This is a genomic window from Streptomyces sp. NPDC048606 (genome assembly GCF_040650855.1).
GTDB lineage: Bacteria > Actinomycetota > Actinomycetes > Streptomycetales > Streptomycetaceae > Streptomyces.
This window is the reverse complement of the sequence record NZ_JBEZIB010000043.1, coordinates 50410-64581: the sequence shown is the minus strand read 5'-3', so window position 1 is coordinate 64581 and position 14172 is coordinate 50410. Positions and strand designations below refer to the sequence as shown.

At 73.0% G+C, this 14172-nt stretch carries 13 protein-coding genes; 3 read left to right on the top strand and 10 right to left on the bottom strand.

Features of this window, described 5'->3' with window-relative positions:
* Positions 1 to 147: 147 nt before the first annotated feature.
* The 5 genes from AB0D01_RS34130 to AB0D01_RS34110 all read right to left on the bottom strand — a co-directional run bounded on the left by AB0D01_RS34130 (position 148) and on the right by AB0D01_RS34110 (position 6324).
* Positions 148 to 429, bottom strand: a complete 282-nt coding sequence (locus tag AB0D01_RS34130) for an HU family DNA-binding protein (protein WP_007264399.1) — start codon at positions 427 to 429, stop codon at positions 148 to 150.
* Positions 430 to 811: 382 nt separating this feature from the next.
* Positions 812 to 2230: an NAD-dependent malic enzyme gene (locus AB0D01_RS34125; RefSeq protein ID WP_363062226.1), complete on the bottom strand. Its 1419-nt coding sequence runs from the start codon at positions 2228 to 2230 to the stop codon at positions 812 to 814.
* Between the two features lie 473 nt (positions 2231 to 2703).
* The gene (locus AB0D01_RS34120) at positions 2704 to 5010 is read right to left on the bottom strand and encodes a UvrD-helicase domain-containing protein (protein WP_363062224.1); all 2307 of its coding nucleotides are present in this window, start codon (positions 5008 to 5010) and stop codon (positions 2704 to 2706) included.
* A 137-nt stretch (positions 5011 to 5147) separates the two neighbouring features.
* Positions 5148 to 5615, bottom strand: coding sequence for an NUDIX domain-containing protein (locus tag AB0D01_RS34115; RefSeq protein WP_363062222.1), 468 nt, complete (start codon positions 5613 to 5615; stop codon positions 5148 to 5150).
* Positions 5602 to 6324 carry a DUF5919 domain-containing protein gene (locus AB0D01_RS34110; protein WP_363062220.1) on the bottom strand — a complete coding sequence of 241 codons (723 nt, stop codon included), beginning with the start codon at positions 6322 to 6324 and terminating at the stop codon, positions 5602 to 5604. Before AB0D01_RS34110 ends, AB0D01_RS34115 begins: the two co-directional genes overlap by 14 nt.
* 198 nt (positions 6325 to 6522) lie before the next feature.
* Between AB0D01_RS34110 and AB0D01_RS34105 the strand changes: the two genes are divergently transcribed.
* Complete coding sequence (locus AB0D01_RS34105; RefSeq protein WP_363062218.1) at positions 6523 to 6666, top strand: hypothetical protein; 144 nt, start codon at positions 6523 to 6525, stop codon at positions 6664 to 6666.
* Positions 6659 to 6913, top strand: coding sequence for a hypothetical protein (locus AB0D01_RS34100; RefSeq protein WP_363062216.1), 255 nt, complete (start codon positions 6659 to 6661; stop codon positions 6911 to 6913). Before AB0D01_RS34105 ends, AB0D01_RS34100 begins: the two co-directional genes overlap by 8 nt.
* A gap of 472 nt (positions 6914 to 7385) precedes the next feature.
* On the opposite strand, the gene AB0D01_RS34095 is transcribed toward AB0D01_RS34100, so the two are convergent.
* From AB0D01_RS34095 to AB0D01_RS34075, 5 genes are all read right to left on the bottom strand, one after another.
* Positions 7386 to 7985, bottom strand: coding sequence for a CGNR zinc finger domain-containing protein (locus AB0D01_RS34095; protein ID WP_363062214.1), 600 nt, complete (start codon positions 7983 to 7985; stop codon positions 7386 to 7388).
* 84 nt (positions 7986 to 8069) lie between these two features.
* Positions 8070 to 8621 (bottom strand): GNAT family protein, encoded by a 552-nt coding sequence (locus AB0D01_RS34090; protein WP_363062212.1) that lies wholly within the window; start codon positions 8619 to 8621, stop codon positions 8070 to 8072.
* 256 nt (positions 8622 to 8877) lie between these two features.
* A complete protein-coding gene (locus tag AB0D01_RS34085; RefSeq protein ID WP_363062210.1) occupies positions 8878 to 10122 on the bottom strand; it encodes a uroporphyrinogen-III synthase in 1245 nt (414 codons plus the stop codon).
* Positions 10123 to 10302: 180 nt separating this feature from the next.
* The gene (locus AB0D01_RS34080) at positions 10303 to 11673 is read right to left on the bottom strand and encodes a nitrate/nitrite transporter (protein WP_363062208.1); all 1371 of its coding nucleotides are present in this window, start codon (positions 11671 to 11673) and stop codon (positions 10303 to 10305) included.
* Between the two features lie 96 nt (positions 11674 to 11769).
* The gene (locus tag AB0D01_RS34075) at positions 11770 to 12738 is read right to left on the bottom strand and encodes a LysR family transcriptional regulator (protein WP_363062206.1); all 969 of its coding nucleotides are present in this window, start codon (positions 12736 to 12738) and stop codon (positions 11770 to 11772) included.
* A gap of 102 nt (positions 12739 to 12840) precedes the next feature.
* Between AB0D01_RS34075 and AB0D01_RS34070 the strand changes: the two genes are divergently transcribed.
* Positions 12841 to 14157: an MFS transporter gene (locus AB0D01_RS34070; RefSeq protein WP_363062204.1), complete on the top strand. Its 1317-nt coding sequence runs from the start codon at positions 12841 to 12843 to the stop codon at positions 14155 to 14157.
* Positions 14158 to 14172 lie beyond the last annotated feature (15 nt).

Sequence of the window (14172 nt, the reverse complement as noted above, 5' to 3'; positions counted from 1 at the left end):
ACCACGCAAAGCGACGGCCCGGATACTCGGCGTGGCGAACGCCCGCTCGGGCTTCGCAGACGGTTTCACCGGTGGAGAGGTGGTTCCTGCGTTCTACGTACCACTGCCGTCCCGAGGGCCGGTGCGGCCCTCGGCACAAGGGCGGTGTTACTTGCCCTTGGCGGCTTCCTTGAGCTTGGAGCCCGCGGAGACCTTCACGCTGTAGCCGGCCGGGATCTGGATGGGGTCGCCGGTCTGCGGGTTGCGCGCGGTGCGAGCGGCACGGTGGGTGCGCTCGAAGGTCAGGAAGCCGGGGATGGTGACCTTCTCGTCGCCCTTGGCGACGATCTCGCCGACGGTCTCGGCGAGCGCGGCCAGAACGGCGTCGGCGTCCTTGCGGGTCACCTCGGCGCGCTCGGACAGAGCGGCCACCAGCTCACTGCGGTTCATGTTGTACTCCCGTGTTCAACTTGCCTTAGAGGCGTGAGATCGAAGCCGATGCTGCCAGGGCCCTCGGACAGTCCCCGGACCCGGGTCTGAACGTCAGACCCTCTCGCCCGGTTACGCATCCTGCCCCCACCAGCGGCGGGAAAGCCAATCCGGCACCCGCCAGGGTCACACGAAAAGCGCCACAGTCACGCCGCGGTGACGCTCCGTCCACACCCGGGGCTCCGGCCGGACACCCGGTGGATGCGGACCGCGGGCCACGCGGGCATCCCCGCAACCCTAGGGCCGCCCGGGCGGACCCGCATCCCGCGACGCGCCGGGATCGAGGGTGGGGACGGTCACAGCGCCGGCCGGGAACCGGCGGGCACCGTGACCGTTCGGCCGGCTATTCGGCGGTGGCCGCGGAGGCGGTGGCGGCCTTGCGGACGGCACCGGCCACGGCGCCCGCGACCTTGTCGTTGAAGACGGACGGGATGATGTAGTTCGCGTTCAGCTCGTCCTCGCCGACGACGTCGGCCAGGGCGGTCGCGGCGGCCAGCATCATGCCGGTGTTCACGGTGCGGGACTGGGCGTCCAGCAGGCCGCGGAAGACGCCGGGGAAGACCAGCACGTTGTTGATCTGGTTCGGGAAGTCCGAGCGGCCGGTGGCCACGACGGCGGCGGTCTGGCGGGCGATCGCCGGGTCCACCTCCGGGTCCGGGTTCGCGAGCGCGAACACGATGGCGCCTTCGGCCATGGCGGCGACGTCCTCGCCGGAGAGCACGTTCGGGGCCGAGACGCCGATGAAGACGTCGGCGCCGACGACGGCCTCCTTGAGGGTGCCGGTGTAGCCCTCGGGGTTGGTGTTGTCGGCGATCCACCGCAGCGGGGAGTCGGGGGCCGCGTCGACGAGGTCGGGGCGGTCCGCGTGCACGACGCCGTGGATGTCGGCGCTGACGGCGTTCTTCACGCCCGCCGCGAGGAGCAGCTTGAGGATGGCCGTACCGGCCGCGCCGGCGCCCGACATGACGACCTTGACGTCGCCAACGGCCTTGCCCACCACGCGCAGTGCGTTGGTCAGCGCGGCCAGGACGACGATCGCGGTGCCGTGCTGGTCGTCGTGGAAGACGGGGATGTCGAGGGCCTCGCGCAGCCGTGCCTCGATCTCGAAGCAGCGCGGCGCGGAGATGTCCTCCAGGTTGATGCCGGCGAAGCCCGGGGCGATGGCCTTGACGATGGCGACGATCTCGTCGCTGTCCTGGGTGTCCAGGCAGATCGGCCAGGCGTCGATGCCGGCGAAGCGCTTGAAGAGGGCCGCCTTGCCCTCCATGACGGGCAGCGCGGCCATCGGGCCGATGTTGCCGAGGCCCAGCACGGCCGAGCCGTCGGTCACGACTGCGACGGAGTTGCGCTTGATGGTGAGGCGCCGGGCGTCCTCGGGGTTCTCGGCGATCGCGGTGCACACGCGGGCCACGCCCGGGGTGTAGATCATCGAGAGGTCGTCGCGGTTGCGGATGGGGTGCTTGGACGACATCTCGATCTTGCCGCCGAGGTGCATCAGGAAGGTTCGGTCGGAGACCTTGCCCAGGCTGACGCCCTCGATGCCGCGCAGCTTCTCGACGATCTCGTCGGCGTGCGCGGTGGAGGTCGCGGCGATGGTGACGTCGATCCGGAGCTTCTCGTGGCCGGACGCGGTCACGTCGAGACCCGTGACCGATCCCCCCGAGGACTCCACGGCGGTGGTGAGCTGGGAGACCGCGGTTCCGCTCGCGGGCACTTCCAGGCGGACCGTCATCGAATACGAGACGCTGGGCGCCGTTGCCATGGCCGTGTTCCTCTTCTGTCCCTGTTTATCGCTGTACGCGGGGGCCCGCACACGGCAGGTGTGACAGGTCCCGTTGTCCGATCGTCCCACCTACCAGCCAGTACGAGGTAACCAGCTACAAATTTCGGAAGAACTCTTCCACCATACGAGATACCGGGAGCGCGCGGAATCGTGGTTTAACACAAAACAGGTCCGCGCCCCCCACTCGTGGGGGGCGCGGACCTGGTGTTCCGACTAAGACACCGACCCGCCATGCTCGCCTCGCGGCAAGTGGTCGCTCTAGGCGACGAAGGTTGGGCCCGGGGGCTTGGATCGAGCCGGTGTCGTACCCAGGCTAACAAAGGATCGCCGAATGCGGTCCCCCCTCCCGCGAGTCGGACGCACCCCTCACGCGCCTGGCCGCGGGCCATCCGGCCCCACCCCCGACCCCCCGCCGGGGCGGGGCGGCCCCGGCGGGGCCGCCCCGTACCCGCTCAGGGGCGCAACAGCTCCGGAACCCCGTCGGCGCCCGGGCCGTCACCCTCCGCCGAAACCACCGTCAGCTGCTGCGTCGCGCGCGTCAGCGCCACGTAGAGCACCCGCAGGCCCGCCGGGGACTCCTGCGCGATCTCCGCCGGGGAGACCACCACCGTGGCGTCGTACTCCAGCCCCTTGGCCTCCAGACTGCCCAGGGCCACCGCACGCCCGCCCAGGTCCGCCAGCCACCCCGCCGCCTCGGCACGCCGCTCCATCGCCACGACCACACCGACCGTGCCGTCGACCTGCTCCAACAGCCGTACGGTCTCCTCCCGCACCGCCGCGCCCAGATCACCGGAGGCCACCGCGAAACGCGGCTCCAGCCCCGTGGAACGCACCGCCGTCGGCGGCTCCATGCCCGGCATGGCCCGCTCCAGGACCCGCGCGGCCACCTCGGCGACCTCCGCCGGGTTGCGGTAGTTCACGGTCAGCGTGAACCGCCGGCGCGGCCGGCTGCCCAACGCCTCGTCACGGGCGGCGGCGGCCTCCTCCGGATCCGTCCAGGAGGACTGCGCCGGGTCGCCGACCACCGTCCAGGTGCCCGTACGACCGCGCCGCCCCACCATCCGCCACTGCATCGGCGTCAGGTCCTGCGCCTCGTCGACGATCACGTGCGCGTACTCGGTGCGCTCGGCGGCGATCCGCTCCGCCCGCTCCCACTGGGTCTCCTCGCGGGTCGGCATCAGCTCCTCCAACCCGCTGAGCTGGTCGAGCGGATCCATCTCCCGCTTGCGCTTGGGCCGCGCCGGCGCGCCGAGCAGCTGCTGGAGCTCGTCCAGGAGGGCCACGTCGTGCACCGACAGCGGCCCCTTGCCGTCCGGACCGAGCCGGCGCAGCGAACGGGCCAGCCGGCGGGCCTCGCGCGGGTTCAGGTCCCGGCGCGACCAGCGACCCAGGCGCCGCTCGTCGGCCATCGCCGCCAGCACCCGGCGCGGGGTCAGCTCCGGCCACCACGCGTCGAGGAAGCCGAGGAAGGCGTCCTCGGTGGAGATGTCCTCGTCGAAGGCCGACCGCAGCTCGGCGGCCAGCTCCGGGTCGGAGTGCCGACCCGACGCGCCGGTCTTCGCGTAGAGCGCGTCCAGGAGCAGCCTGCGGGCACGCGGCCGGAGCAGGTTCACCGGCGCCGTGCCGCCCAGCACCGTCTGCCGGATGCGGTTCAGCTCGGGCGCCTCCAGCTCCTGGCGGCGCCCGAAGGCCACCACGCGCAGCCGCTCGGGCGCGTCCCCCAGCTCCAACGCCCCTCGAACCGCCTTCCGCAGCACCTTGAGCATGCGGGAGGAGCCCTTGATCCGGGCCACGTCCGGTTCGTCGTACGTGCTCGCCTCGGCCCCGTCGACCAGCGAACCGAGCGCCCGGATGGCCACCTGCCCCTCCTCGCCGAGCGAGGGCAGCACCCCCTCCGTGTAGGCGACGAGCAGCGGCGTCGGGGAGACGATCAGGATCCCGCCCGAGTAACGGCGACGGTCCTGGTACAGCAGGTACGCCGCCCGGTGCAGGGCCACGGCCGTCTTCCCCGTACCCGGCCCGCCGGCCACCTCGGCCACGGACGCGGCGGGCGCCCGGATCACGAGGTCCTGCTCGGCCTGGATGGAGGAGACGATGTCCCGCATGGAGTGCGTACGGGCCCGCCCCAGGGCGGCCATCAGCGCCCCGTCACCGATGGCGGGCAGCTCGCGCCCGTCGAGGAACGCGGTCACCTCGGGACGCATCAGGTCGTCCTCGACGCCGAGCACCTTGCGCCCCTTGGACCGGATCACGCGACGGCGCACGACGCGGCCGGGATCCTTGGGCGTCGACCGGTAGAACGGCGCGGCCGCCGGCGCCCGCCAGTCGATGACCAGCGGCGTGTAGTCGCTGTCGAGCACCCCGATGCGCCCGATGTGGAGCGTCTCGGCGATGTCGGCGGTGAGATCGGCGCGCAGCGCGTCCTCGGCGGGCTCGACGGACGTGTACGCCCCGTCCGGGCCCCGCTCCCCGTCCTTGCCCAACACCAGGTCGATCCGCCCGAAGAGGAAGTCCTCGAACTCGTTGTTGAGCCGGTTGAGGTGGATCCCGGCACGGAACACCTGCGCGTCGCGCTCGGCGAGCGCGCCGGGCGTGCCGACCTGGCCGCGCTGGGCGGCGTCGTTCATGAGGAACTCGGCCTCGTGGATCTTCTCCTCAAGGCGTCGGTACACCTGATCGAGATGCGTCTGCTCGACCGCGATCTCCCGATCGCGGACGGAATCCGCCGTGCTGTCGACAGCGGCATTCTGCGCGGCCACCAAGGCCCCCTTCTGACGTGCATGGGCGACCGTCAACCGTACGCGAATCCGCCCCCGCTCCGCACGCCGGTTCCGCGCGCCGGACGACCCACCCGCCCGAAAAGTCGACATCCGGGCACCCGCGGGCCGCCCGGCCCCTACCGGACGACGGGCCCAGCCCCGGCGCGCCAGTCGTCCAGGCGTTTGCGGATGCTCGCCACCATGGGAAGCGCGTCGATCTCGTCCGGAGCGACCCATGCGACCTCGAAGGACTCGTCCGACGTCCGAAGGGTGCCGCCCGTCGGTCGGGCCAACAGGCAGATCGAGAACTCCTGGCGCACCTCGCCGTCGTCGTACGCGAACACGTGACCGGGGTCGGTGTAGGTACCGACGATGCCGGTGATCTCCACGATCACCCCGGTCTCCTCGTAGGTCTCCCGGACCGCGCAGTCCCCGATGGACTCGCCCAGGTCCATCCTCCCGCCGGGCAGGGCCCACATCCCGTTGTCGGTCCGACGCTGCAACAGCACCCGGCCGCCCTCGTCCACCACGACGGCGGACGCGGCGGGCACGAGACTGTTTGCCTCTGGCGCGTCGGGATCGTCCTCGTAGTCACGCCTGCCCATCGTCGGAATCCTTCCTGATCTCACGCCCGCGACTCCACAGCTCTTCGACATGCTCCGCGAACCGATCGAACATGCCGTCCACCTGCCGGCGGCGCAGGTGCATCATCGGGGAGTCGTGCCCGACCCGTCTGGCCAGGATCGGGGTGACGACCATCTCGTCGTCGAACCGGAACACCGAGAGGTTGACGTGACCCGTCTCCAATCGGCCTTCGATGCCAGGCACGTCACGTAGCTTCGCCAGCTCGTTCAAAGTGACCGCGATCCGCGTCGACAGGGTCAGCGGTACCCCTTCTTCCTGTTCGCGGGCCGTCGTCACCGGGCTGCCGGGGTCCCCGACGAGAAAACGAACGCGGCACCCGTCGTGGGCCTTGCGCCGCAGGGCACCGGCCAGGTTCGCCTGCTCCAACCACAGGAAGTAGTTGGTGTATCCGGCGAACACCAGGTCCCTTCGGGCCTTCGAGATCAGCGAGCGCCACAGACCCGCAGGTGCCGCCGAGCGGTAGGGAAAGACCTGAACCATCTCCTGGTCGGGCCCCCTGGTCAAAGCCGACCGGATGGATTGGGGCCACAGGGTCGCCTCCTCCTCGCCCAGTACTTCGCAGGCTGCCCATCGGTGGCGTGCATGGGGGATGCGGTCGGGCTCCGTGATCCAGCGCCCGACCGTCTTCGCGTCGACCCCGCAGGCTTCTGCGAGCTGCTTCTCCGTCATCTTGACATTCGCCATCGCACGGCGAAGCGCGTGATTCAAAAGGCCTCCCCAGGCCGTTCGGGACGGTTCAAACGCTAACGGCGAAGTGTCCCGAACGTCCCGCAAACGAAGTGGTAACGCCCTCATGGGGCACCCACGATCACTGTGTGGCGGCTCCGCCCGCGCCCCACATCATTCAGAAACGGAGGTACCGCGGCGGTGAGTCTCAACGTCCCCAAGGTCCAGGAGATCACCTGGACAAGGCCCCAGATCGGTTCCGAACCCAGCCCGGAACTGCTCGTCCGCGCCCAAATCGGCCGGCAGCGCTTCCTCTCCTCCATCGAGGCGACGCCCGATGAGTGAGAGCTACGAGTACCTCCCGCACCACCTCCTGCGCCGTCGCGTCCGCGACGTGGCCTCGGGAGTCGAGGGCGAGTTGATGGCCGTGATCAACGAGAACGTCTCGACGACCGGCATCGAGCGCTGGATGCACCTGGCCTACATCCGTGCCGCTTCAGGCCGTGAATTCACCACCGCCGCCACCAACCTCGAACCCGCTTACGATCAGCCCAAGACGGCCGGCGGACGCCGAGACCAGAGGAGCGCGTAGCGATCTGGCGCGCTCGGTTGCTCCGCAGGACGGTCTCGTCGACTTTTCGTGCGGGTAGGCCGCAGGCTTGGTGCCGAAAGGGGCTGTGAGGGCCCGGATGCCCGGTGGGCCCGTGGGGTGGGTCCTCGCTGGTCGCTGATGCGGGGGTCTTTGTTGCTCCTGCCCCGTGACCGTTCTTTCGGGGGTTTCCAGACAGTCTTCGTATGTCCGGGGCGGGACGGGCGGTCAAGGGTGGCCGAAGGCCATCACGCAGTGACGCGAACGAAGTGAGCGCCCTTGAGGGCCCGGCCCGCACCGGAGAGACGATGAGACTGACGGGAAACCCCCGGCACCTCCCCGACCCCGCCCGACCGGGGTAGCACCCACCCCCCACCCGCAGACGAGGGGGCGGGTGGGCAGCCACCGGCCGAGCCCACCGGGTCGAGGGGGCGATAGCGGGCCCGCACGGGGCGGCGTACGACGCACCTACCCCCTACCCCGCCCCCACCCCCCGGCGGGTCCTTCTGCGGTGGCGGGCCACGCGTTCGCGGTTGCCGCACCGTTCGCTGGAGCACCAGCGGCGGCGGTGGCCCCGGGAGGTGTCGAGGTAGACGCGGGCGCAGCCCTCGCCGGCGCAGGTGCGCAGCAGCGCCAGGTCGCCGGGGTCGGTGAGGAGTTCCACCGCGTCCCGGGCCACCGACGACAGCAGGCCCGCGCATTCCACCCGGCCGCACAGCTCCCGGACGAGGTGCCCCTCCTGGTCGCGTACGGCGCACAGGCCCGGGGGCGCTCCGGCCGCCGCCTCGTTGAGTCGGGCGAGGGCGTCCCGGGCGTCGGCCACGGGGCCGGGACCGGGACCGCCGCCGGCGCCCGCCAGCTCGGCCCGCACCAGGTGGTCGACGTCGCCGCGCAGGGCGCGGAAGGCCGCCACCCAGTCGGGGCCGAGGAGCCCGAGCGGGGTCCGGTCGGGGACGAGGCCCGCGCCGACGAGCCACAGCCGCAGTTCGTCACCGTCGCGGATCTGTTCGGGGCCGCCCCGGGGTGGGTGGGTGGCCAGCAGGTCGAGACAGACCCGTCCGGAGTCGAACCACATGCCCGTCACCGCCTCGGTCGCCGTGGTGCGCCTCCCCCCAGAGTGCCGCCGGGGCGGTCGTTGCGGAAGCCCCCGTGCGAGGGGCTACGGGGCGGGCGGCGGGTCGTCGTGCAGGAGGCGTTGGTAGAGGCGGTGGTCGCGCCAGGCGCCGTTGACGTGGAGGTAGCGGGGGGCGAGGCCGTACGGGGTGAATCCGGCTTTGGTCAGCACGCGTTGGGAGGCCGTGTTGTCGACGAGGGTGCCGGCGTGGACGCGGTGCAGGCCGAGCTCGTCGCGGGCGGCGCGGCACACCTCCTCGACGGCGGCGGTGGCGAGGCCGCGGCCGTGCCAGGCCCGGTCGACCCAGTAGCCGACGCCGCCGCTGCACAGCGGTCCGCGGATGATGTCGCCCAGGTTGATCGCCCCGACGGGGGTGCCGGTGGCCGCCTCGATCAGTACGTACGGGACCAGGCGTCCGGCGTCGCGTTCGTCGAGCAGGCCCCGGACGCGGGCGCGTTGGCCGTCCTCGGTGTAGAACGCGTCGGGCCGGTGGGGTTCGTAGGGCGCCAGGTGGGCGCGGTTGCGGGTCAGTACGTCGGCCAGTCCGGCGGCGTCGTCGAGCGTGACGCCGCGCATCTCCACCCCGTCGATGATCATCCGGGCACGCTAGCCGACGCCCCGGCCCCCCGGAACCCCGTGGCCGGCTCGGGCCCCGCTACGGCCCCGCTCCTGCCCCCGCTAGGGCCTGTCGTCAAACTCCCGTCGTCGCCCGGAGGGCGGCCCCGCGGCGTCCGGTGCGTGCTCTCGGCGTGCCGGGCGGAAGCCCGTGTACTGGACGTACTCGGTCTTCCGCCCGGTGCGGCGAGAGCGCGTGCCGGGCGTTGCGGGGCAGACGGGAGTTTGACGACAGGCCCTAGGGCGCGCACTCCCCCGCGTCCAGGGACAGCCGGTAGCCGCGCTTGACCACCGTCTGGATCAGCGTCGGCACCCCCAGCGCCGCCCGCAGTCGGGCCATCGCCGTCTCCACGGCGTGCTCGTCGCGACCCGCGCCCGGCAGGGCCCGCAGCAGGTCGGCCCGCGACACCACCCACCCCGGGCGGCGTGCGAGGGATTCCAGCAGGGCCATCCCGGCCGGCGGTACGGGGCGCAGTTCGGCGTCGACGAGGACCGCCTGGCCGCGGATCTCCAGGCGGTGTCCGGCGACGGGCAACACCCGGGCGCGACCGGGCAGTTCCTGGCACAGGAGCTGGACGAGGGGGCCGAGCCGGAAGCGTTCGGGCTGGACGGTGGGCACGTCCTCGGCCTGGAGCGGGAGCGCGGTCACCGGTCCGACGCAGGCGGCGAGCACGGGCCCGCGCAACGCCTCCAGCACGGCTTCGCGCAGTCCGCGTTCGGCGGCCCGGGAGAGCAGGGAGGCGGCGGCGGGGGCGGAGGTGAAGGCGACGGCGTCGACGGCCCCGACGGCCACCGCGTCGAGGAGCCGGTCGAGGGGGGCGAGGTCCTCGGGCGGCATCCAGCGGTAGACGGGGACGGGCACGACCTCGGCCCCGCCGGCGCGCAGGGCCTCGATGAAGCCGGGCAGGGGTTCGCCGTGGAGCTGGAGCGCGATGCGCCGGCCGGCCACGCCGGCGGCCAGGAGGCGTTCCAGTACCTCGGCGAGGGATTCGGACGCCGGGGACCAGGCCTCGACGAGTCCGGCGGCCCGGACGGCGCCCTTGACCTTGGGGCCGCGGGCGAGGAGTTCGGTGGCCCGGAGCCGGGCGAGGAGTTCCTCGCCGACGCCCCAGCCGTCGGCGGCCTCGATCCAGCCGCGGAAGCCGATGGCGGTGGTGGCGACGACCGCGTCGGGCGGGCAGTCGACGAGGTTCTTGGTGGCGGCCATCAGCTCGCCGTCGTCGGCGAGGGGCACGATGCGCAGGGCCGGCGCGTGCACCGTGGACGCGCCGCGGCGGCGGAGCAGGGCGATCAGTTCGTCGGCCCGCCGGGCGGCGGTGACGCCGACCGTGAACCCGGCCAACGGACCGGCCGGCGATCCTACGGCGGGGCCGGTCGCGGGGCCGGTCGCGGGGCCGGTCGCCGGGCCGGCGGCCGGGCCGGTGTGCGTCGCGGGTCCGGCCGACGGTGCGGTGGCGGGGCCCGTGTGCGTCGCGTCGTCCATGGTGGTGTCCTGCCTCGGCTGCCGTGCCCGTGGATGGTCTCGCGGCGTCGGGCGGCCTCGTGCCCTCGCCCGATGTCGACTTCGTACGTCCCGAGCCTGCCAACGCGTCGTGTCAGGCTCGGTTCCACCGTATTTCGGGGCCGTAAAGCAGGGCACTCGCCCCGCCCGTCCCCGGCGCCGTCACACGGACGTGAGCTGCGGGTTCGCCGGTGTCGCGGTGGTCGACGGCAGGGGCGCGACGGGCCGGCGAAGGTATACCGCCCAGGTGACGGCGCAGCACGCCGCGTAGAAGCCGAGGAAGGTGACGAAGGCGGTGGTGCCGGAGCCGGAGCCGAGGAAGGCCGCGCGGAAGACGAGGTTGATGGCGAGGCCCCCGAGGGCGCCGACGGCTCCGATGAGGCCCATGGAGGCGCCGGAGAGCCGGCGGCCCTCGGCGGCGGCGGCTTCGGGGTCGAGTCCCCGGGCGAGGGCCTTGGCCTGGAAGATGCCGGGGATCATCTTGTACGTGGAGCCGTTGCCGGCGCCGCTGAGCACGAACAGGGCGACGAATCCGGCGAGGAACACCGGCAGGGATTCCCGTACGGAGGCCAGGACGACCACGCCGGTGGCCGCGGCCATCGCCACGAAGCCGGCCAGGGTGATGCGGGCGCCGCCGAAGCGGTCGGCGAGGGCTCCGCCGACGGGCCGTACGAGGGAGCCGAGCAGCGGTCCGATGAAGGTGAGGGAGGCCGCCTGGAGGGGGGTGCGGCCGAACTGGGTCTGGAGGACCAGGCCGAAGGCGAAGCTGTAGCCGATGAAGGAGCCGAAGGTGCCGACGTAGAGGAAGGCCATGATCCAGGTGTGGCGCTCGCGCGCCGCGTCGCGGACGGCCCCGGCGTCGTTGCGTACGGGCGCCAGGTTGTCCATGCGCCACAGGGCCAGGCCGGCGGCCAGCAGGATCAGCGGCAGGTAGGCGGCGAGCAGCAGGCGCGGGTGTCCGGCGCCGGCGGTGGCGATGACCAGCAGCGCGGCGAGCTGGACGACGGGGACGCCGATGTTGCCGCCGCCGGCGTTGAGGCCGAGGGCCCAGCCCTTCTTGCGCAGGGGGAAGAAGGCGTTGATGTTCGTCATGGAGGAGGCGAAGTTGCCGCCGCCGACCCCGGTGAGGGCGGCCACGGCCAGGAAGGTGCCGTAGGAGGTGCCGGGCTCCATGACGAGGAGGGCGGCGAGGGTCGGCGCGAGGAGCAGCAGCGCGCTGACGACGGTCCAGTTGCGGCCCCCGTAGCGGGCGACGGCGAAGGTGTAGGGCACGCGGACCAGGGCGCCGACGCAGGTGGCGGTGGCGATGAGGAAGAACTTCCCGGCGGGGTCGATGCCGTAGGCGGGGCCCATGAAGAGCACCATGACCGACCACAGGGACCAGATGGAGAAGCCGATGTGTTCGCTGAACACGGAGTAGAGGAGGTTGCGGCGGGCGGTCTTCTCGCCGGTCTCCTTCCAGAAGGTCTCGTCCTCGGGGTCCCACCGCTCGATCCAGCGTCCTGACCTGCGCGGTGCGGTCGTACCGGTCATCACACGCCTCCACAGCTCTCGCGTCCGTGGTCAGACCGTAGGAAGGGCGCGTTTCGGCCCCGGTCCCCGCCCGATGACCGGCGGGAAACCGTGCTCTCACCCGCCCCCGGGGCCGGATGTGAGCGCGGCGGGCAGGAGGCCGCCCGGGGGGACCTCCAGCCAGTGGTGGGCGCCCTGGAGTTCGCGGGCGGCGCGGACGAGGGCGTCGAGGCCGGGGTGGGTCAGGCCGCGCCGCCACACCATCGACAGCGGGGACAGCGGTACGGGGTCGGTCAGGGGTCGTTTGACGGTGCCGGGCATGTCGAGGAAGCCGACGGTGGCGAGGACGGGGTTGCGGGTCTTGGCCATGACCCGGCGGAACTCCTCCTTGCCGACGGCGACGGGCGCGGGCGGGGCGAGTGCGATGCCGCGTCCGGCGAACAGTTCGCGGGCCAGCCCGGTCCACTCCAGGGTGCGCGGGTTGCCGGCGCCCGCGTAGACGGTCTCCCCGGCGAGGGCGTCCAGCGGGACCTCGTCGTACGCCGCCAGCGGGTGGCCTTCGGGGAGCAGCACGGCGAGCGGTTCGTGGCGGACGGGGAGGTGGTCGAGGCGGGCGCGCAGGGTCGCGTCGAGGCCGTGGAGGTAGCCGAAGGAGACGTCGAGGCGGCCGGCGGCGATCTCGGCGGCGGCGTGGGTGAGGCCGCTTTCGAAGCGGGCCATCAGTTCCAGGCCGGGGGCGAGTTCGCGGGCGCGTTCGAGGACCCTGCGGCCGGTGCCGGGGCCGTCGGTGTTGACGTCGACGAGGAGGGGGCGGGGCGGGCCGGCGAAGGCGGCGGCGAGTTCCTCGTGGGCGCGCAGCACCTCGCGGGCGTGCGGGAGCAGGCGTTCGCCTTCGGGGGTGAGCTCGACGGCGCGGGTGGTGCGCAGGAACAGCGTGGCGTCGAGGGCCTGTTCGAGGCGGCGTACGTCCCGGCTGAGGGCCTGCTGGGCGACGTAGAGGCGGGCGGCGGCGCGGGAGAAGTGCAGCTCCTCCGCCACCGCGACGAAGCCGCGCAGCAGTCGGGGGTCGACGTGGCGGGAATTCACCCCCGGAGACTAACGGAGCCGCCCGGATTGACAACGGGGAGCGGTGAATCGGCCCTGAACAGGTGTTGGACCGGGCGGGGGCGCGGGCCGCAGGCTCGGGGCATGCCGCAGAACCCCCCGCTCCTGGCCGTGACCGGCTCCACCCTCGTCCTGGCCGCCCCGCCCCGGATCGCCCCTCCCCCGCCCTCCCGCCGCGTCCGGGACGAACGCCCCCGCCCCGTCCGGCCCGCCCGCGTGTGGACCCCGTACGCCCTCCTCTTCGACCTCCCCGGCGCGCGCGGCTTCACCACCGGGAACCTCATCGCCCGCCTGCCCATGGGCATGTTCGGGATCAGCGCGGTGATGATGATCGCCGGGCAGCGGGGTTCGTACGCCCTCGCCGGAGCGGTCACCGCGACCGGCATGGCCGCCACCGCCGTCGTCGGGCCGTGGACGGCCCGGCTCGTCGACCGCCACGGTCAGGCACGGGTCGCCGTACCGGCCACGGTGATCGCCGTCCTCGGCTCGCTGTCCCTGGTCCTGTGCGTCCGTACGCAGGCCCCCGCCTGGACCCTCTTCGCCTCGTACGCGGCCACCGCGACCACCCCGAACATCGGCGGCATGGCCCGGGCCCGCTGGAACCACCTCCTGCCCCCGGAGGCCCGGCACACCGCCCTGGCCTTCGAACAGGCCGCCGACGAACTGTGCTTCATGCTCGGCCCCGTCCTCGCGGCCCTGCTCTGCTCCGTCTGGTTCCCCGAGGCCGGCACCCTGATCGGCGCGGTGCTCCTGCTGACCGGCATGCTGGTCTTCACCGCGCACCGGGCGACGGAGCCCCCGGCCGGCGGTACGCCGACCACCCGCGGCCCCTCGCCGGTGCGGGTGCTGCTGCCCCTGCTCGGGGTGCTCCTCGCCACCGGGATCGTGTTCGGCTCGATGGAGGTGACCTCGGTCGCGCACCTCGCCGCGCAGGGGCTCGGCGCGGCCTCGGGCCCCGTGCTGGCGCTCCAGGCGGCGGGCTCCTGCGCCGCCGGACTGCTCTACGGCGCCCTGCGCCCCCGCCCCCTGCCCGTCTGCCTGCTCGCCCTGGCGGTCGCGATGGCCCTGCCCTGGGCGGCGGCCGGTTCGGGATCCCTCGCACTGCTCGCGCTCGCCCTGCTCGTGGCGGGCGTCGCGACGGCCCCGGTGATGGTCACGGCGATGGCGCTGGTCCAGCGGGTCACGCCGGAGGGCCGGCTCAACGAGGGGCTGACGGTGGCCGTCACCGCCATCCTCGCCGGGATCGCGGCCGGTTCCGCGACGGCCGGTCAGGCCGTCGACCACCTCGGCACGACGACCGCGTACGCCCTGCCGGCGGCCGCCGCGCTCCTCGCCCTGTCTGTGTGCGCGGTGTGGCGGCCCGTGCACCCTGTCGGGGCGATCGCTCCGGCGGGCGAGTGAAGGCGCCCGCGTGGT